General features: G+C 40.6%; 16 protein-coding genes and 1 pseudogene. 6 read left to right on the plus strand and 11 right to left on the minus strand.

The genetic code is table 11. The features are described 5' to 3' along the window. Window positions 1-59 precede the first annotated feature (59 nt). A complete protein-coding gene (locus HMPREF9420_RS00400; protein ID WP_007133378.1) occupies window positions 60-443 on the minus strand; it encodes a hypothetical protein in 384 nt (127 codons plus the stop codon). 83 nt (window positions 444-526) lie between these two features. Between HMPREF9420_RS00400 and lepA the strand changes: the two genes are divergently transcribed. Together lepA and HMPREF9420_RS00410 are read left to right on the plus strand one after the other, a co-directional pair. Beyond that, window positions 527-2,320, plus strand: a complete 1,794-nt coding sequence (lepA, locus tag HMPREF9420_RS00405) for a translation elongation factor 4 (protein WP_044078637.1) — start codon at window positions 527-529, stop codon at window positions 2,318-2,320. Window positions 2,321-2,370: 50 nt separating this feature from the next. After that, a complete protein-coding gene (locus tag HMPREF9420_RS00410) occupies window positions 2,371-2,967 on the plus strand; it encodes a Crp/Fnr family transcriptional regulator (protein WP_007133380.1) in 597 nt (198 codons plus the stop codon). A 67-nt stretch (window positions 2,968-3,034) separates the two neighbouring features. Here the strand turns inward: HMPREF9420_RS00410 and HMPREF9420_RS00415 are convergent, their stop codons facing one another. Beyond that, on the minus strand, window positions 3,035-5,323 hold the full coding sequence (locus HMPREF9420_RS00415; protein WP_007133381.1) for an NADP-dependent malic enzyme: 2,289 nt from the start codon (window positions 5,321-5,323) through the stop codon (window positions 3,035-3,037). 150 nt (window positions 5,324-5,473) lie between these two features. Between HMPREF9420_RS00415 and HMPREF9420_RS00420 the strand changes: the two genes are divergently transcribed. From HMPREF9420_RS00420 to HMPREF9420_RS00435, 4 genes are read left to right on the plus strand one after another with little or no spacing between them, the layout of a single operon-like run. Beyond that, on the plus strand, window positions 5,474-6,106 hold the full coding sequence (locus HMPREF9420_RS00420; RefSeq protein WP_007133382.1) for a TetR/AcrR family transcriptional regulator: 633 nt from the start codon (window positions 5,474-5,476) through the stop codon (window positions 6,104-6,106). Continuing rightward, entirely contained in the window at window positions 6,103-6,903 is an 801-nt protein-coding gene (locus HMPREF9420_RS00425; protein ID WP_007133383.1) for a Rossmann-like and DUF2520 domain-containing protein, read from the plus strand. Before HMPREF9420_RS00420 ends, HMPREF9420_RS00425 begins: the two co-directional genes overlap by 4 nt. After that, a complete protein-coding gene (locus HMPREF9420_RS00430; protein WP_007133384.1) occupies window positions 6,890-7,408 on the plus strand; it encodes a KdsC family phosphatase in 519 nt (172 codons plus the stop codon). Before HMPREF9420_RS00425 ends, HMPREF9420_RS00430 begins: the two co-directional genes overlap by 14 nt. 13 nt (window positions 7,409-7,421) lie before the next feature. Beyond that, window positions 7,422-7,994 carry a Maf-like protein gene (locus HMPREF9420_RS00435; RefSeq protein ID WP_044078991.1) on the plus strand — a complete coding sequence of 191 codons (573 nt, stop codon included), beginning with the start codon at window positions 7,422-7,424 and terminating at the stop codon, window positions 7,992-7,994. Between the two features lie 461 nt (window positions 7,995-8,455). On the opposite strand, the gene galK is transcribed toward HMPREF9420_RS00435, so the two are convergent. From galK to HMPREF9420_RS14080, 9 genes and pseudogenes are all read right to left on the minus strand, one after another. Beyond that, window positions 8,456-9,616, minus strand: a complete 1,161-nt coding sequence (galK, locus tag HMPREF9420_RS00440) for a galactokinase (RefSeq protein WP_007133386.1) — start codon at window positions 9,614-9,616, stop codon at window positions 8,456-8,458. Between the two features lie 85 nt (window positions 9,617-9,701). Then, window positions 9,702-11,015: an MFS transporter gene (locus HMPREF9420_RS00445; RefSeq protein ID WP_007133387.1), complete on the minus strand. Its 1,314-nt coding sequence runs from the start codon at window positions 11,013-11,015 to the stop codon at window positions 9,702-9,704. Window positions 11,016-11,028: 13 nt separating this feature from the next. After that, window positions 11,029-12,117, minus strand: a complete 1,089-nt coding sequence (locus tag HMPREF9420_RS00450; RefSeq protein WP_007133388.1) for an aldose epimerase family protein — start codon at window positions 12,115-12,117, stop codon at window positions 11,029-11,031. Window positions 12,118-12,217: 100 nt separating this feature from the next. Continuing rightward, window positions 12,218-13,501 carry a bifunctional folylpolyglutamate synthase/dihydrofolate synthase gene (locus HMPREF9420_RS00455; protein WP_007133389.1) on the minus strand — a complete coding sequence of 428 codons (1,284 nt, stop codon included), beginning with the start codon at window positions 13,499-13,501 and terminating at the stop codon, window positions 12,218-12,220. 4 nt (window positions 13,502-13,505) lie between these two features. Further along, the gene (gene dnaJ, locus HMPREF9420_RS00460; RefSeq protein WP_007133390.1) at window positions 13,506-14,678 is read right to left on the minus strand and encodes a molecular chaperone DnaJ; all 1,173 of its coding nucleotides are present in this window, start codon (window positions 14,676-14,678) and stop codon (window positions 13,506-13,508) included. 16 nt (window positions 14,679-14,694) lie between these two features. Beyond that, the gene (locus tag HMPREF9420_RS00465) at window positions 14,695-15,270 is read right to left on the minus strand and encodes a nucleotide exchange factor GrpE (protein ID WP_007133391.1); all 576 of its coding nucleotides are present in this window, start codon (window positions 15,268-15,270) and stop codon (window positions 14,695-14,697) included. Between the two features lie 129 nt (window positions 15,271-15,399). Beyond that, on the minus strand, window positions 15,400-16,401 hold the full coding sequence (locus HMPREF9420_RS14980) for an ABC-F family ATP-binding cassette domain-containing protein (protein WP_412081030.1): 1,002 nt from the start codon (window positions 16,399-16,401) through the stop codon (window positions 15,400-15,402). Between the two features lie 78 nt (window positions 16,402-16,479). Then, a pseudogene (locus tag HMPREF9420_RS14985) lies at window positions 16,480-17,019 on the minus strand (ATP-binding cassette domain-containing protein); the annotation flags it as partial. 282 nt (window positions 17,020-17,301) lie between these two features. Next, window positions 17,302-17,445 carry a hypothetical protein gene (locus HMPREF9420_RS14080; RefSeq protein WP_007133393.1) on the minus strand — a complete coding sequence of 48 codons (144 nt, stop codon included), beginning with the start codon at window positions 17,443-17,445 and terminating at the stop codon, window positions 17,302-17,304. Window positions 17,446-17,868: the final 423 nt, after the last annotated feature.

Below are 17,868 nucleotides of genomic sequence, written 5' to 3' on the forward strand. Positions count from 1 at the left end.
AAAGTGGTGGTGCAGCATTGTTGAGATAACAGGCTGCACCCTTTTTTATAGTTTCATTTTTATTTAAAAGTTTCCTGATAAAGCAGCTTTTTCGGATTGCTTTGAGAATGCACAACATATTTGAATTGTATGCCAGCCTCACGATAGGTTTTGATTCCAGTGTCGTTGATGAGCGCCTCGCGAAGTCCGTCAGATAATTTCTTGCGGTTCTGGTTAACGATTTGTTCATTATCCATTTTATCCGTGAAAGTGCAAAAATATATCATCGTATGCGTGTTTTTATCAAACACCATACTGTCGGTGCGTGTGAAATTCACAATTGGGGTGGGGCACATCTTCTGCGTATACTCTTTTGCTTCTCGTTCTGCGCGTTCTTCAATAGATTCGTGATGACATGCGGTTAGTGTTAAAAGGAGTAGTGATGAAAATAAGATTTTTTTCATTGTTTCTATTTTTATTTTTTGCAAAGATACTAAATAATAGATATTTTTCTTTAACTTTGCACGATAAAAAAGCAAATGAAGCAATGGACACGATAGGTAATATTCGAAATTTCTGTATCATCGCACATATAGATCATGGAAAGTCAACGCTCGCCGACCGCTTGTTGGAGAAAACGCAGACGATTCAGATTACAGAGGGACAGATGCTGGATGATATGGAACTTGAGCGTGAGCGTGGAATCACGATTAAGAGTCATGCCATTCAGATGAATTATAAGGCGAAGGATAATAAAGATTATATCCTGAATCTTATTGACACTCCGGGACACGTGGACTTCTCTTATGAAGTATCTCGGTCTATTGCTGCTTGCGAAGGTGCGCTTTTGGTTGTTGATGCGACACAGGGTGTGCAAGCACAAACCATTTCAAATCTCTATATGGCCATAGAGCATGACTTGGAAATTATTCCGGTGATCAATAAAATTGATATGCCGAATGCCATGCCCGATGAGGTGGAAGATGAAATCGTAGAGTTGATTGGTTGCGATAGAAAAGATATTATTCGCGCTTCAGGAAAGACAGGCGAGGGCGTAGAAGATATTCTTGAGGCCGTTGTGGCGCGTATTCCTGCTCCCGTAGGCGAGGTGGATGCACCGGCTCAAGCCTTGATATTTGACTCAATTTTCAATAGCTTCCGTGGCGTTATCGTGCTTTGCAAGGTGATGAACGGAAAGATTCGAAAGGGCGAAAAGGTCAAGTTCTTTAACACAGGAATGGAGTATGATGCCGATGAAGTTGGTGTGCTGAAAATGGATATGGTTCCAAAGAAAGAACTTTCAACGGGAGAAGTTGGCTATATCATCAGTGGTATAAAGACGGCTACAGAGGTGAAGGTCGGCGATACGGTAACTTCTGTTGCCAATTCATGTAAGCAAGCCATTGCCGGTTTCCAGGAAGTGAAGCCTATGGTGTTTGCGGGCGTCTATCCCATTGATCCGAATGATTATGAGAATTTGCGTGCATCGTTAGAGAAATTGCAATTGAATGATGCCGCTTTAACCTTCTCGCCAGAAAGTTCGGTGGCCTTAGGTTTCGGTTTTCGTTGTGGATTCTTGGGACTATTGCATATGGAGATTATCCAAGAGCGACTCGACCGCGAATTTAATATGGACGTCATTACCACCGTTCCTAACGTGTCTTATATGGTGTATGACAAGCAAGGAAACGTTAAGGAAGTGCATAATCCTTCGGGATTACCCGAGCAAACGCTTATCGATCATATCGAAGAACCCTATATTCGTGCGTCGATTATCACGGCAGCCGACTATATTGGTCCCATCATGACCTTATGTCTTGATAAACGAGGTGAGCTGATTAAGCAGGAGTATGTTAGCGGAAACCGAGTGGAATTGCATTTTATGATTCCTTTAGGTGAAATCGTTATAGACTTTTATGACAAGCTGAAGAGCATATCAAAAGGCTATGCTTCGTTTGATTATCATATCGATTGTTTCCGTCCTTCAAAGCTGGCCAAGTTAGACATATTGCTCAATGGCGAACCTGTTGATGCGCTTTCAACACTCACCCACGAAAGCAACGCCGTATTCTTTGGTCGAAGGATGTGTGAAAAACTTAAAGAACTAATTCCTCGCCAGCAGTTTGATATCGCCATACAAGCTGCTATCGGCGCGAAGATTATAGCGCGAGAAACCGTTAAGCAAGTTCGTAAAGACGTGACAGCGAAGTGCTATGGCGGTGACGTAAGTCGTAAAAGAAAATTGCTTGAGAAACAAAAACAGGGAAAGAAGAGAATGAAACAGGTGGGAAATGTGCAAGTACCACAGAAAGCTTTCCTTGCTGTTTTGAAACTCGATTAATTTATTTCTGAATCGAAAAAACTTATATAATTATTGGAGGACATCCTAACATGAGAGAACCATTAAACACACCACGAGATATTGCTCGTGAACTTGCACGAAAGTACAGTACCATGACCCATGAAGAACTTGACGAATTAGAAAGTATTCTGGTTCCGATGAAGTTTAGTAAAGGGGAGATGATATTGGAAGAAGGAGAGGTTTGCGAGAACATCTACTACATCGATAAAGGCTTGATTCGTCAGTTCTATTTCAAGAATGGAAAAGAAGTGACAGAGCATTTGGGTGCAGATCGTTCCATCTTTATGTGCATTGAGAGTCTATTTCTTGAGATGCCAACCCATCTTCAGGTAGAAGCCATCGAGTCTTCTATTATTTATGCCTTGCCAAAACGTCGTTTAGAGAAGGTGGCATTACATAACGTTAATATTCAGATTCTTTATCGCAAGATCTTAGAAGAAAGTCTGATATTATCGCAAGTACATGCAGATCTCGTTCGTTTTGAGACCGCAGGAGACCGCTATAAGAAGATGTGCAAGCTTATGCCCCAAGTGGTTTTGCGAGCGCCTTTGGTTTATATCGCAAGTTATTTACAAATGACTCCTGAAACATTGAGCCGTGTAAGAGCAACAACTTTGATTGATTAGAATACAAAATAAAACGGATGAGGCACTCACAAATGCCTCATCCGTTTTTATGTATAGATGGATTTCTTTATAGATTATTCTTCACTTTTTCAACATACGCATCAATAACGGCAACAGCAGTAATATTCACTACGTCGTTAACAGAACTTTCAAAGTCTGTAAAATGGATAGCTTTGTTGAGTCCCATCTGTATAGGACCAATGATTTCGCAATCCTGATCAAGTTCCTGTAACAATTTATAGCTGCAATTAGCACTACTCATATTTGGGAACACTAACGTGTTTACATTCTTTCCTTTCAGTCTGCTGAATGGGTATTTATCGTCTCGAAGTTCTTTGTTAAGCGCGAAATTAACTTGCATTTCGCCATCAATAGCCAAATCAGGGAATTCTTTTTGCATCTGTTCTACTGCGTTATGAACCTTCAAAGGACTACCAATGTCATCAGTGCCGAAATTCGAATAGCTTAGCATTGCAATAACCGGTTCGTCGTTAAAGAATTTCACTGTGTGTGCACTAAGCTTTGCAATGTCGGTTAATGTATTCTCATCGGGATGACGATTAATCAGCGTGTCTGCAATATAATAAATGCCTTTCTTTGTATTGAGCAAATGCATTGTTCCGAAAGCTTTATACTCTGGTCTGATGCCAATAACCTCTTTCGCAACCTTTATCGTATTGCTGTACTTGGTATATAAGCCAGTGATGAACGCATCAGCGTAGCCATTTTCGACTAAACTCATACCAAAGTAATTGCGCTCATACATCTTGTCATAAGCCTCTTCAAAGGTATAACCCTGTCGAGCACGTTTCTCTGCTAAGTGTTTGGCAAATGTTGCGCGTCGGCCTTGTTCCTGGTCAGCTCGCATATCGATGATTTCCACTCCAGAAAGGTCTAATTTCAAGCGTGCAGCCAAGCGGTTTAGACGATCTGGATTACCAAGAAGTATTGGAATACAGATGCCTTCTTGTTTTGCTTGTACAGCGGCTTTCATCATTGTAGCGTGTCCACCTTCTGCGAAAACCACCTTTTGTGGATGCAGACGTGCAGTGTCGTGGAGCTTTCGTGTGAAGGCCGTTTCCTGACCAAGTAACTGCAACAGGTTTTGTTTATAATTGTCCCAATCAGTTATCGGAGTACGGGCAACACCGCTTTCTATGGCAGCTTTGGCCACAGCAGCACTGACTTCTGTGATGAGCCTTGGGTCTACAGGTTTCGGTATAAAGTATTTAGGACCAAATGTTAAGTCTGTAACGTGGTATACTTCATTTACCACATCAGGAACCGGTTGCTTAGCCAAGTCTGCAATAGCCTTTACTGCTGCCAGCTTCATCTCTTCGTTAATAGCCTTCGCATGAACATCAAGTGCACCGCGGAAGATATAGGGGAAGCCAATGACATTATTGATTTGGTTAGGATAATCGCTACGACCGGTGCTCATTAGTACATCAGGTCGGCTTGCAATTGCATCTTCATAAGAAATCTCTGGAACAGGATTTGCCAATGCAAAAACAATGGGTTTATCAGCCATACTGCGAACCATGTCTTGGCTAAGAACATTTCCTTTGCTCAATCCTAAGAACACATCGGCACCTTTCATGGCTTCTTCCAAGGTGTTAACATCTGTTCTTGTTGTTGCGAACAATGCCTTTTGTGGAGTCAATTTCTCACGATTTGTTGTGATAACGCCTTTGGAATCGAGCATCACAATGTTTTCTTTCTTTGCTCCAAGCGCCACATATAGTTTTGTGCAACTAATGGCTGCAGCGCCAGCACCATTAACAACAATCTTCACCTTACTGATATCTTTTCCTGCAACCTCAAGGGCATTGAGAAGTCCTGCTGCAGAAATGATGGCGGTTCCATGCTGATCATCGTGCATAACGGGAATGTCAAGCGTCTTCTTTAAGCGCTCTTCGATATAGAAACACTCGGGAGCTTTGATATCTTCTAAGTTGATACCACCGAAGGTTGGTGCTATTCTCTCTACGGCTTCACAAAACTTTTCAGGGTCTTTTTCTGCTACTTCAATGTCAAAAACATCTATACCACCATAAATTTTGAATAGCAATCCTTTTCCTTCCATCACCGGTTTGCCACTCATCGCGCCAATATCTCCAAGACCAAGTACGGCAGTTCCGTTACTGATTACAGCGACTAAGTTTCCTTTATCCGTATATTTATAAACATCGTTGGCTTCAGCTTGGATTTCAAGACAGGGGAAAGCAACTCCTGGCGAATAGGCTAAGCTTAAATCAGTTTGTGTGTGGTAAGGCTTTGTTGGCTTTACTTCTATCTTGCCCGGACGTCCATCTCTGTGGTAAGCCAAGGCTGCTTCTTTCGTAACTTTTACCATGTTTACTTCTTTTAAGTTCTATATTCTAATTTCCTTTCACTTTCATTAATTGCAAAGTTAACAAAAAACGCGAGATTGAATGTGCGTTTTTTGTTATTTTTTGTAACTTTGCAATAGAATCGTTTACAGATATATAGCTGGTAATCTTTTATGTACAAAACAAACGTAACCACAGAATATCGCGAACAATTGAAAGGACGTATCCTTCAATCTGCTATGCACGAATTTCGGACGAATGGTATCAAGCAAGTTAAAATGGATGATATCGCCCGAAAATTGAGTATTTCCAAGCGTACATTATATGAGATTTATGGAAATAAAGAGGACCTTTTGATGGAGGGAATCAAAAGGGATGAAGAGATATTTAATCGTCACATGGAGATGTTTATTACTGAACATCATGGCACTTTAATGGATATCTTTGCGGAGTATTTTCGTTATGAGCTGGAACAATTCAAGTATACTTCTCTTAACTTCTTTATTGATTTACAACGCTATCCACGTGTGCTTACCTATCTTGATGAACTGCACAAGGCCCGTAATAGGAAAGGTATCTCATTCTTTAATCGTGGTGTTGAGGAGGGATATTTCCGTCAAGATGTAGATTATGAACTTGTAGAACAGGTCTGTTCTGCAAGCATGCGACATGTTATGGACAATCAACTTTTCCATAAATATAGCATGCAACATATTCTATATAATGTGGTTTTTCTGTTTATGCGAGGGCTTTGCACTGAGCAAGGGCTACACGTTTTGGAGGAGAAATTAAAGTTGTTCAAATGAAAATAACATTGATTGGCGCTGGAAACTTAGCCACTAATATTGGTCTTGCCTTGCATTCTGCGGGACATACCATTGTGCAAGTATATAGTCGTCAGTTAGCAAACGCGTCGTGTTTATCATCACGTTTGGGTGCTACAGCTATTAATCAGTTGGATAAAGTCAATGATTTGGCTGATATTTATATCTTCTCTTTAAAGGATAGTGTTTTGCAAAGTGCAATCGAAAAGGTGTGTAAGCATAAAACCAATAAAGTGTTTTTGCACACAGCAGGAAGCATGAATATGCAATTGTTTGAAGGATATGCAACTCGCTTTGGTGTGCTTTATCCCATGCAAACATTCTCAAAAAATCGCCCTGTTGATTTCAAATCGATTCCTTGTTTCATAGAGGCGAGCGATTCGAAGACTTTAGAATGTATTCAAAGTTTAGCGCTTTCGATATCAGAAAAGGTTTATATACTTTCTTCACATGATAGGAAGTATCTTCATCTTTCTGCCGTTTTTGCCTGTAATTTTGTGAACCATTGTTACGAGATTGCAGCTGAAATACTTCATCAACACGATATTCCTTTTGAAGTTTTACAGCCACTTATTGATGAAACGGCACGTAAGATTCACATGCTTTCTCCAAGAGATGCGCAGACAGGTCCAGCCGTGAGATATGATAAAAACGTGATAGAAGCGCAACGAAAGCTGCTTGCAGACTTGCCACTCTGGCAGGAAATCTACGAAAGAATGAGTGCGTCTATTCATCGCACTGCAATAACAAATAAGCCCAATCACTATGATAAATTATGATTTAACAAAGATAAAAGTCATTATCTTCGATGTAGATGGTGTGCTTTCTGCCGAGACAATCTTGCTTTCTCGTGAGGGAGAACCACTTCGAACCGTAAATATTAAGGACGGATATGCCATTCAGCTGGCTGTAAAATCAGGCCTTCATGTTGCTATTATCACTGGAGGAAAGACAGAAGCTGTCAGACTTCGTTATGAGAGTCTTGGCGTTCAACATCTCTATATGGGTTGTTCGGTGAAGCAGAAAGCCTATGATGAACTGATTAAACAACTCAATGTCCGTGACGATGAGGTGCTATATATGGGAGATGATATACCTGATTACGAGGTGATGCGTAGGTGCGGATGCCCTTGTTGTCCGTCAGATGCAGCTACAGATATTAAGGATATAGCGCTCTATATTAGTGAAAGGAGTGGGGGAAACGGCTGTGGTCGTGACGTTGTCGAACAAGTTTTGCGTGCACAAAAGAAGTGGATGAGCGATGCAAAAGCATTTGGTTGGTAAAAAAATGAATAAGATGAATTGTCAATATAAAATCATTTTAGCAAGTAACTCACCACGCAGGAAAGAACTTCTTGCTGGTTTAGACATTGATTTTCGTGTTGAAGTGAAGCCGGGAATAGATGAATCTTATCCCGAAACCTTACCACCTGATGAGGTATCTCTTTATTTATCTCAATTAAAAGCAGCAGCATACAGAGACGATATTGCCGCTGATGAAATGATTTTAACGGCTGATACAGTGGTCATTGTTGATGGAATCATTTTGGGAAAGCCCAAAGATGCTGCCGAAGCATGCCACATGTTGCGTATGATTAGCGGCCGAACGCATCATGTGGTTACGGGAGTTAGTCTAACGACACAACAGAAACAACGTAGCTTTAAGGTATCAACGGAAGTGACGTTTAAGGCTTTAAGTGAGGCCGAAATCAACTATTATGTTGAGCATTACCAGCCTTTTGATAAGGCTGGTGCGTATGGTATTCAAGAGTGGATAGGCTATGTAGGAGTTGTTTCGCTTAAAGGAAGCTACTTTAATGTAATGGGACTGCCTGTGCAACGCATCTATGAAGAACTTGCACACTTTTAAGTTTGGAGCTACTTTAATTCTAATTGTGAGTAAAAAACTATCATGTTGTGAAAGTTTCTCATCTTATATGATGCTCATGTCTTTGAATTTAAGGTTGGCTTTCCTTAGGGCTCACGATACATTGAACACCGATACTATACGAAATCAAAATGCTTTTTAGAAACAAGGGATAGGAGAAGAACTTGTAATCTCTATTGATTTATGGCATAATTTAAGTCTAATTATTGTCTGTTTTGACGCTTTTTGCAGTGTGATTTAACTGAGTTTGGAGAATGATGATTGAATGATGTTTTGAGGTTTTCAAGACTTACTTTGTGCTGTTGGCGCATTAAGTCAATACAATATAACTGTAATTCTAATAATAAAAACGCTCTTTTATGTGCTTATTTGTAGAAAGAGAAAAAGAAAAAGAGGATGCCTTACGACATCCTCTCCTATATTCTTGGTTTTTGTTAGATTGATTAACAAACCTTATGTGAGCCTTCGCTGATAACCACAGGATAGACTTCTGGTTCATGTCCGTACTTAGCAGCAAACTTAACCTTGGCATCTGCGATAAATTTATCATAGACTTCGTCCTTTACAAGGTTGATAGTGCAGCCACCAAAGCCACCGCCCATGATTCTGCTTCCTGTCACACCATTCTCTTTTGCGATATCGTTAAGGAAGTCAAGTTCTTCACATGATACTTCATACTCTTTGCTTAGACCATCGTGAGTCTCATACATCTTTTGACCAACAGTTTCATAATCGCCCTTTTCGAGTGCGTCGCAAACAGCCAAAACGCGGTCTTTCTCACCAAGAACAAAGTGTGCGCGCTTGTAGTCTTCTTCTCCAACTTCAGCTCGAACCTCTTCTAATTGTTCCCAAGTGCAGTCACGTAATGTCTCAAACTTGCCTTCTGGATGTTTTGCTGCAATGTGTTTTACCACATTCTCGCAGCTATTTCGGCGGTCATTATAAGGACTTCCTGCAAGCTCATGCTTAACTTTAGAGTTCACAAGCACTAACTTATAGCCTTGTGGATTGAATGGGAAATATTCAAATTCTCTGCTTCTGCAGTCCAAGCGCATAAGCTTTCCTTCTTGTCCAAAGACGCTTGCAAACTGGTCCATGATACCACATTTTACACCGATATATTTGTGTTCTGTAGCTTGTCCGGCAAGTGCCAAGTCCCATTTAGATACTTTGTTGTTACCAAAAAGGTCATTAAGTGCGAAAGCAAAGCAGCTTTCAAGCGCTGCACTTGAAGACATTCCAGCACCTAATGGCACGTCACCATAGAACGCAGCATTAAAGCCTTCAACTTCTACACCAAGGCTCTTCATCTCTTGAATGATGCCATAAATGTAACGTGCCCAGCTTGCACGAGGACCATTGGGGTCGTCTACTTTGAACTCAACTCGGTCCTTAAGATCGATTGAATAGAGCATAACCGTGTTGGTTCCGTTAGGGCGAATCTCAGCCATTATGCCTTTATCTACGGCTCCAGGAAATACAAAACCACCATTATAATCAGTGTGTTCACCAATCAAGTTGATTCTTCCAGGAGACATATAGATGTTTCCAGTCTTACCATCAAAATGCTTAATAAAGCGACTTCTAACTTTTTCAATGTCCATAATTAAATAGATTTAGATTGTGTCTTGGGTTAAAAAGTATAAAACCCTCAAATTGAACATACAAAATGAGGGCTTAGGTTATAGTTTAATCTACAGGAATATCTTTATTTACATTCTTGCTTCCGATGAGTGCATAGTAGCACATGAAAGCCAAAGCAACAAGAGGTACAATATAAGAGAACATGTAAGAAGAGTTGTCTGCAATGAAATTTTGGAATAAAGGAAGCAGACCTCCACCGACAACCATCATCATAAAGATTCCTGAAGCGGCTGCAGAGTACTTACCAAGTCCTTCTGTTGCCAGGTTAAAAATACTGCTCCACATGATTGAAGTGCAGAGACCGCAGAGCACTAACAATAGTGCTGCAACAGGAACGACTACCATTTGGAATGATGTTCCAGTGAAAACGGGCATAGAAACTGTTGTAGATTTGCCTAAAACCATAGCCAAGACAATCAGTATCATGCCTGTAATTGTTGTGATAATCATCATAGAACGGCTTGAAACCTTACCGCCAATGAAACTTCCAATGAAGCGTCCTACCAACATTAAGAACCAATATGTTCCTGCAACGAAACCGCCAATAGCTGCTGCATTCGTTAGTAAGCCTGCACCCTTTGCAGAAGTATCGCTGATGTAGAAGTTCAATGTACCAGGAATACCAACCTCAACACCGACATAAACGAATATGGCAATTGTGCCAAGAACGAAATGACGGAAAGCCCAAGGACTATGTTCAAAGACTGTCTTACTTGTCGTCTTACCCATCTCTGGGTCTGCAATTGGGATGAAAAGCAGTACTACAAATGCTGAAGCGAATACGCCTAAGGCAATAAAGAGAACAAGGTTTACATTAGCCATCTTTGTGGTTGCTGTAACTGTTCCAATGAGTGCACCAACCAACATCGGTGTTAGTGTTCCGGATAATGAGTTGAGTGTACCTCCGATAAGATTTAACTGATTGCCTCGGTTACCGCCACCTCCGAGTAAGTTTAGCATTGGATTAACGACAGTATTGAGAATACATACAGCGAAACCACTAATGAAAGCACCGAAGAGATATACAGCAAAACCACTTACGTCAGCACCAAATTTACCAGAGATAAATTGAATGAAGACACCAACAAAGCCTGTTGCAATACCTGTTAGGGCCGTGTTCTTGTAGCCAATCTTAGTTAGTAACTTACCGGCAGGGATTCCCATGAAGAGATAGGCGAGGAAGTTCATTGCATTACCAAGCATACCTATCATGTTCTCACTACCCGTTCCGTTGAATACGTTTTTCCAAATTACACCGATAGGAGCCGCGAGATTTGTAACGAAAGAAATCATCGCGAAGAGAAACATCATTGTGATGATCGCAATGATGTTTCCTTGTTGTTTTGTGTTTTTTTCCATTTATTTATTTGAATTATTTGTCTATTCCGAATTTGTAGATGGTTTTTTGCTTGTATTGTTCCCCTGGATTTAAGACAACAGAAGGGAAATAAGGCCGATTTGGACTATCAGGGAAGTGCTCAGCTTCAAAGCATACAGCAGAGCGGCGAGGGTAAGTAGCACCATGAGTGCCTTTCATACCATTCTCAAAGTTTCCTGTATACATCTGAACTCCTGGTTCTGTGGTATACATTTCCATTGTACGTCCACTATTAGGCTCTACAATCTTTGCTGCAAAACTTAATTCTCCTTCTTCTTTTTTGTTAAGTACGAAGCAATGATCATAGCCAGAACCATTCTTAATTTGTTCGTTATCATCATTGATTCGCTTTCCAATCGCTTGAGGTTTACGGAAGTCAAATGGCGTTCCTTCTACCTTTAGAATCTCTCCTGTGGGGATGCTTGTCTCATCAATGGGGATATAGAAATCGGCATTGAGTTCGCATTCAAGCGTGTCTATTGTAGGAGTGGGGTTGGCAATTCCTGCTAATGAGAAGAAAGCGTGGTGTGTTAGATTAATGATTGTCTTCTTGTTTGTGCATGCTAAGTAATCAATCACTAACTCGTTATCATCGTTAAATGTATAAACGACAGTCGTTTTCAGCTCTCCAGAAAATCCTTCTTCACCATAAGATGATACATAATGTAGTACGAGAGCTTGCTCATTCATCAACTCTGCATCCCAAACTTTATCGTTGAATCCCTTCTTTCCACCATGCAAAGAGTTTGGACCATTGTTGATAGGCAGGCAATATTCTTTGCCATGCAACTGGAATCGTCCTTTTGCGATACGATTTCCAAATCGTCCAATGAGTCTACTTAAGTATGGTTCAGGAGAGTTGATAACATCATTAATGTTATCGTGTCCTTGAATAACATTCGCATAGTTTCCTTCTCTGTCAGGAACCATGATGGCAACTACTGCACCGCCATAATTAGTGATGGCTACTTCGTTACCCAAAGCATTGCGAAGGATATACAAGTCTGTTTTTTTTCCATTTACTGTTGTTTGAAAATCTTCACGTTTCAAGCCACAGATGTTTTCGTTTGGGACTGTGTTCATAATATCTTTTAGTTTTTAGTTATATTCAATCTCCCTGCAAAGTAAATAAAAAATAACGACTTACCCAAACGAAACAGTATAAATCTTTCTTAATTTTTGATTATTTTTCAACAGGTGAAAGCAAGTCTGCAACAATATAGCTTGACCCTCCAACAAAGATGAAGTCATTACTATTTGCATCGTTTAATGCCTGCTGATAGGCGGCCTTTACATTATTATATAGGTGGCCATTAAGGTTGAATTGTTTAGCAATCTGTGCAACTTTCTCGGCAGGGATAGCTCGTTTGGTTGATGCCTGCGTCCAATAATAGGTTGCATTTTGAGGGAGCATGCGCATTACTGTCATAATATCTTTATCATCTACCATACCGAATACCATTTTAAGTTGCTTGCAAGGTTGTGCTTGTATTTGTCTGGCAAGGTAGGTCCAACCGCCAACATTGTGGCCCGTATCGCACACTACTTTAGGTGATTCGCGTAAAGTCATCCATCTACCAATGAGATGTGTCAGTATTGTCACATGGTCTAAAGCTGGTAATTGATTTGTTAAGTTAACTCCCAATGTCTTTAATACGTTGACGGAATTTAGTACTGTATTCATATTTTTGACCTGATAGTCGCCCATAAGTTCAGCATGGAAGGTTCCAAAATGCTTGGTTTGATAAATTCTTCCACCTGAAAGGTCGATTTCACTGCTAATAACTTCTGGGGTATCTTGCGCAAAAAAAATAGGGCTTTGCAGTTCTTTTGCCTTATTTTCAAAAACAGGTCGTGTCTCATTTGTGTATTCTCCAATAACTACTGGGACGCCTTTCTTAATGATTCCAGCCTTTTCATAGGCAATCTTGGCTAATGTGTTACCAAGAAATTGCGTATGATCCAAGCTGATATTTGTTATAATTGATAGAATAGGGGAAATGATATTTGTCGAATCCAAGCGTCCTCCGAGTCCTACTTCAATAACTGCAATATCAACTTGTTGTTCTGCAAAATATTTAAATGCCAAGGCTGTTGTCAGTTCAAAGAAGCTTGGATGAATGGTTTCAAAGAAGTCGTGTTCTTGTTGAACGAAATCAATTACGGCCTGTTCACTAATACATTCTCCGTTGACTCTTATGCGTTCGCGGAAATCTATGATATGAGGTGAGGTGTAAAGTCCAACTTTATACCCTTTCTGTTGTAGCATTGCAGCTAATGAATGCGAACAAGATCCTTTCCCATTTGTGCCTGCGATGTGAATCGTTTTATAGTGCTGGTGGGGATGATTAAAGTGTTCATCTAAGGCTAAGATGTTATCTAATCCCTCTTTATACGCAGAAGCACCCACATGTTCGAAAACAGGGGTGCTGTTAAAAAGATAATTTGTAGTCTCTTTATAGTTCATTTTGTCAATTGAAATAGTTCTTAAATCTCTGGAAGATGGTTTGTTTCGTACTCTCATCTCCTTTGAAATTATCGCTATTCTTAAATTTCTCAATTGCTGCTTTCTCTTCTTTATCGAGCGTCTTTGGTATATATACACTGATGTTTACTACCAAATCACCCATTCCTGAACCATATCCCTGCACAGCAGGCAGGCCTTTTCCACGAAGCCGAAGCGTTTTTCCGGGTTGTGTACCAGCATCAATTTTAATCTTAACTTTAGTGCCTTGTATCGTCGGAATCTCTACTTCTCCACTGAGTATTGCCGTTGGTATATCTAAAAGAAGATTGTAGATGACGTCTTGTCCATCTCTGATAAAGGTATCATTTGGTTGTTCTTCAATGTAAACTTGAATATCTCCATTGACGCCATTACGCATTCCTGCATTACCTTTTCCTGGGACATTGACAACCATTCCTTGAGCGACACCAGCCGGAATTTGTATTTCAACGACTTCTTCTCCTTTGACTACACCTGTTCCGCCGCAGTCTTTACATTTATTTTTGATTATCGTTCCTTCACCATGGCAGTCTGGACATTCGGTTTGTGTTTGCATCATACCGAGCATTGTGCGTACTGTTTTTGTGACAACACCATGTCCTCCACACTTAGGGCAGGTCTCGCTACTGCTTCCCGGCTCTGCACCATTGCCATGACAATGTTCACATGACACATCCTTACGCACCTTAAACTTCTTGGTAACGCCAGTAGCAATCTCCTGTAATGTAAGACTTACTTTCAATCTTAGGTCTGCACCACGATATTGTGCGTGGCGAAAACCACCACCACCTCCGGTACTTCCAAAGCCGCCGAAGCCTCCGCCATGTCCTCCAAAGATATCACCGAACATAGAGAAAATGTCATCCATATTCATGTTTCCGCTGAAACCACCTCCGAAGCCACTTGCACCTTGCATACCTTCAAAACCAAATTGGTCATATTGTTGGCGTTTCTGAGGATCACGTAACACATCGTATGCCTCTGCAGCTTCCTTAAATTTTTCCTCAGCCTCTTTGTTTCCGGGGTTTCTGTCAGGGTGATACTTAATGGCAATCTTGCGATATGCAGCCTTAATCTCTGTATCAGTAGCGGTTCTTTCTACATTAAGAATCTCGTAATAGTCTCTTTTCTCTGCCATGGTTAATTGTGTATCATTATTGACCTACAGCCACTTTTGCGTGTCTAATCACTTTATCATTCATTGTATAACCTGATTGTACGCAGTCAATTACTTTTCCTTTCTTGTCATCTCCCATTCCTGGAACCATGGCAACAGCCTCATGGTAGTCGGTATTGAAATCGGCTTTATCCGTTTCAATCTTTTTGACACCCATGCTTTCAAGGGTCTTTATGAATTTATTGAAAATCATTTGCATGCCTTCTTTGATTGCTGTTGCATCTTTAGTTTCATTACTTAGCGCACGCTCGAAGTCGTCAAGAATAGGCAATATGTCTGTAACAGCTTTGCGACCTCCATTTAAAATCAACTCAGCCTTTTCTTTGTTGGTTCTTTTTCTGAAGTTATCAAATTCTGCAATTGTGCGTAACAATTGATCTTTGAGCTTCGCATTTTCATCCTGTAAGTTTTCTACAGGATTCTGTTCTTTCTCTTCTGACGATTCTTCAGCTGCCTTTTCGCAATGCTTCTCGGCAGATTCTGTCTCTTTATTATTGTGTCCAACCTCGATGTTTTCTTGTTCTTCGGCAGACACATTCTGGTTTTCTTTCATACGTTCTACTTTTAATTGTTACATTTGTTTGTTATGGTAAATCACAAAAAGCATGCCAAAAGCACCAAAGACACGTTGCTCTGTCTGAATAACAGACTTTGTTCTCGTGGTCTTTGGTGCTTTTATGGTTTAATTATACATCTTTGCTTTCTGCTCTTTAATGCCTTCATCATGAATATATTCATCATAAGACATTAACTTGTCTATTGTTCCCTTTGGAGTCAATTCAATGATTCTGTCGGCCACAGTTTCAATGAATTCGTGGTCATGACTTGAGAAAAGGATGTTTCCTTTGAATAATGTCAGGTTGTTGTTAAAGGCCTGAATGCTCTCCAAGTCGAGGTGGTTTGTTGGGGTATCGAGGATCAAGCAGTTTGCATTTTGTAGCTGCATACGTGCTATCATACAGCGCATCTTCTCACCACCTGATAAAACATTGACTTTCTTCAGCACTTCTTCACCACTGAAAAGCATCCTACCTAAGTAGCCTTTCATCATGACTTCATTACCTACACCATATTGACTTAGCCAATCAATAAGATTTTTGTCGCTATTGAAAAAATCGGTGTTGTCGAGTGGGAGATAGGCTGTTGTGATGGTAACTCCCCATTTATAAGTGCCTGCATCGGCTTGCCTGTTGCCATTGATAATCTCAAACAAGGCTGTCATAGCTTTGGGATTATGGCTCAAGAAAACAACTTTCTGTCCTTTTTCAATATTGAAATTGACATCATCGAAGAGCACGGTTCCATCTGGCTCAACGGCTTTCAAACCTTCAACTTCAAGAATTTGATTGCCCGGTTCACGTTCCATTTGGAAGATGATTCCTGGATATTTACGGCTTGAAGGCTTGATTTCATCAACATTCAGCTTTTCAAGCATCTTCTTTCTTGAAGTGGTTTGTTTACTCTTTGCAACGTTTGCAGAGAATCGACGGATAAACTCTTCCAACTGTTTCTTCTTCTCTTCGGCCTTTAACTTCTGGTTTTGTGCCTGACGAAGTGCCAATTGAGAACTCTCATACCAGAACGAATAGTTACCTGAGAACACCGTAACCTTTCCGTAATCAATATCAATCGTTTGTGTTGAAACGGCATCGAGGAAGTGGCGGTCGTGGCTGACTACGAGCACCGTTTGCGTCTCGTCAATCTCTCCAAGATAGTCTTCCAACCATTCAACAGTATCCAAGTCGAGGTCATTCGTAGGCTCATCAAGCAACAAATTGTCTGGTTTGCCAAACAAGGCCTTTGCCAACATGACACGCACTTTCTCGGTATTGCTCAGCTCGCCTACCATTTTCTGATGCAAATCTTCTTGAACACCTAAGTTCTGCAAGAGTTGTGCGGCATCACTTTCTGCCTCCCAACCATTCATTTCGGCAAACTTCTCCTCTAATTCTGCAGCCAAATTACCATCTTCTTCGGTCATTTCTGCCTTCGAATATAAGCGCTCACGCTCTTTCATATTCTCCCAAAGAGGCTGGTGGCCCATAAGAACCGTGTCCATAACACGATATTCATCATATTTGAAATGGTCTTGCTCCAGCACCGAAAGGCGTTCACCCGGCCCGAGCTCCACACTTCCGTGATTCGGCTCTAAGTCACCACTAATGGCACGAAGCAACGTAGACTTACCTGCACCATTGGCTCCAATGACGCCATAGATGTTGCCACGTGTAAACTTAATATTTACGTCTTTGTAAAGTACTCTCTTTCCGAATTGGATAGCAAGATTTGTTAATGTTATCATTTTATCCTATGCCTTATAAATATAATTTGGTGCAAAGATAATCAAAAAACTTCGGATTCCCGAGGTCATGCCTGCTATTTTCACAAATATGGTAAATTCCCGTGTGTTTACTCCGGTTTGTTTTGGAAAAAGCCAACGAATTGGTTAAAGTCTTGGATTATCTGATTAAAATGTAGATTTGTAGACTGAACGATAACGGCAGCATAGTGTCTACAGCCCATACGGAATAAGGTGTACGAATGTTTAGACGATTAAGATTGAGTGCTTTCATGACATTTTTTATTAAGTGTTGGTAGACCTCAATTTGGCAAGTTCTTTAAATTCTTGCTCTGTTTTCTCTACCCATTCGCGTTTGCGCTCTATCATTTTGTGTAGCGCCTCCGCTGCTTCCTCGCGGTTTGAATATTTTACTGTCTTGTATGCCATAAGTTAACCTCCTGTTTTTTTGTGATGATGCAAAGATAATGCTTTCCTCTGATAACTCCAAATATGTGAAGAAAACAAACCCACAAAAAAAGGGTGTAGCACTGTTATCGCAATAGCACTGCACCACTACTTTAGACTTAGGAGTATTTATGACGATACCCTATTGTATAACTACGCCACTGAGCAAGTTTTCGTCACAATAAGAGTTAATTTTGAATGCGACTTTGCGCATTTCCCTAAGCTCGACAATTTTATGGTTGGTTTTTATGGTTAATGCCAAAGTCGGGCTTTTCTGTTGTTCCGCCGCCGGCTTTCACCAATTCATACATGTTGAACTGGAACTGCAAGTGATGCGAATTAATGTAGTTCGAGCAATTACTCCCCTCAACTTTGAGCACCTTGGGAAGTTGCAAAGGCTTCATT

The organism is Segatella salivae DSM 15606, assembly GCF_000185845.1.
GTDB classification, from domain to species: Bacteria; Bacteroidota; Bacteroidia; order Bacteroidales; family Bacteroidaceae; genus Prevotella; species Prevotella salivae.

Excerpts from the sequence above, each read along its gene's own strand:
- HMPREF9420_RS00400 (WP_007133378.1), bottom strand. The coding sequence starts at position 443 with ATGAAAAAAATCTTATTTTCATCACTACTCCTTTTAACACTAACCGCA.
- lepA (WP_044078637.1), top strand. The coding sequence starts at position 527 with ATGGACACGATAGGTAATATTCGAAATTTCTGTATCATCGCACATATA.
- HMPREF9420_RS00410 (WP_007133380.1), top strand. The coding sequence starts at position 2,371 with ATGAGAGAACCATTAAACACACCACGAGATATTGCTCGTGAACTTGCA.
- HMPREF9420_RS00415 (WP_007133381.1), bottom strand. The coding sequence starts at position 5,323 with ATGGTAAAAGTTACGAAAGAAGCAGCCTTGGCTTACCACAGAGATGGA.
- HMPREF9420_RS00420 (WP_007133382.1), top strand. The coding sequence starts at position 5,474 with ATGTACAAAACAAACGTAACCACAGAATATCGCGAACAATTGAAAGGA.
- HMPREF9420_RS00425 (WP_007133383.1), top strand. The coding sequence starts at position 6,103 with ATGAAAATAACATTGATTGGCGCTGGAAACTTAGCCACTAATATTGGT.
- HMPREF9420_RS00430 (WP_007133384.1), top strand. The coding sequence starts at position 6,890 with ATGATAAATTATGATTTAACAAAGATAAAAGTCATTATCTTCGATGTA.
- HMPREF9420_RS00435 (WP_044078991.1), top strand. The coding sequence starts at position 7,422 with ATGAATTGTCAATATAAAATCATTTTAGCAAGTAACTCACCACGCAGG.
- galK (WP_007133386.1), bottom strand. The coding sequence starts at position 9,616 with ATGGACATTGAAAAAGTTAGAAGTCGCTTTATTAAGCATTTTGATGGT.
- HMPREF9420_RS00445 (WP_007133387.1), bottom strand. The coding sequence starts at position 11,015 with ATGGAAAAAAACACAAAACAACAAGGAAACATCATTGCGATCATCACA.
- HMPREF9420_RS00450 (WP_007133388.1), bottom strand. The coding sequence starts at position 12,117 with ATGAACACAGTCCCAAACGAAAACATCTGTGGCTTGAAACGTGAAGAT.
- HMPREF9420_RS00455 (WP_007133389.1), bottom strand. The coding sequence starts at position 13,501 with ATGAACTATAAAGAGACTACAAATTATCTTTTTAACAGCACCCCTGTT.
- dnaJ (WP_007133390.1), bottom strand. The coding sequence starts at position 14,678 with ATGGCAGAGAAAAGAGACTATTACGAGATTCTTAATGTAGAAAGAACC.
- HMPREF9420_RS00465 (WP_007133391.1), bottom strand. The coding sequence starts at position 15,270 with ATGAAAGAAAACCAGAATGTGTCTGCCGAAGAACAAGAAAACATCGAG.
- HMPREF9420_RS14080 (WP_007133393.1), bottom strand. The coding sequence starts at position 17,445 with ATGGCATACAAGACAGTAAAATATTCAAACCGCGAGGAAGCAGCGGAG.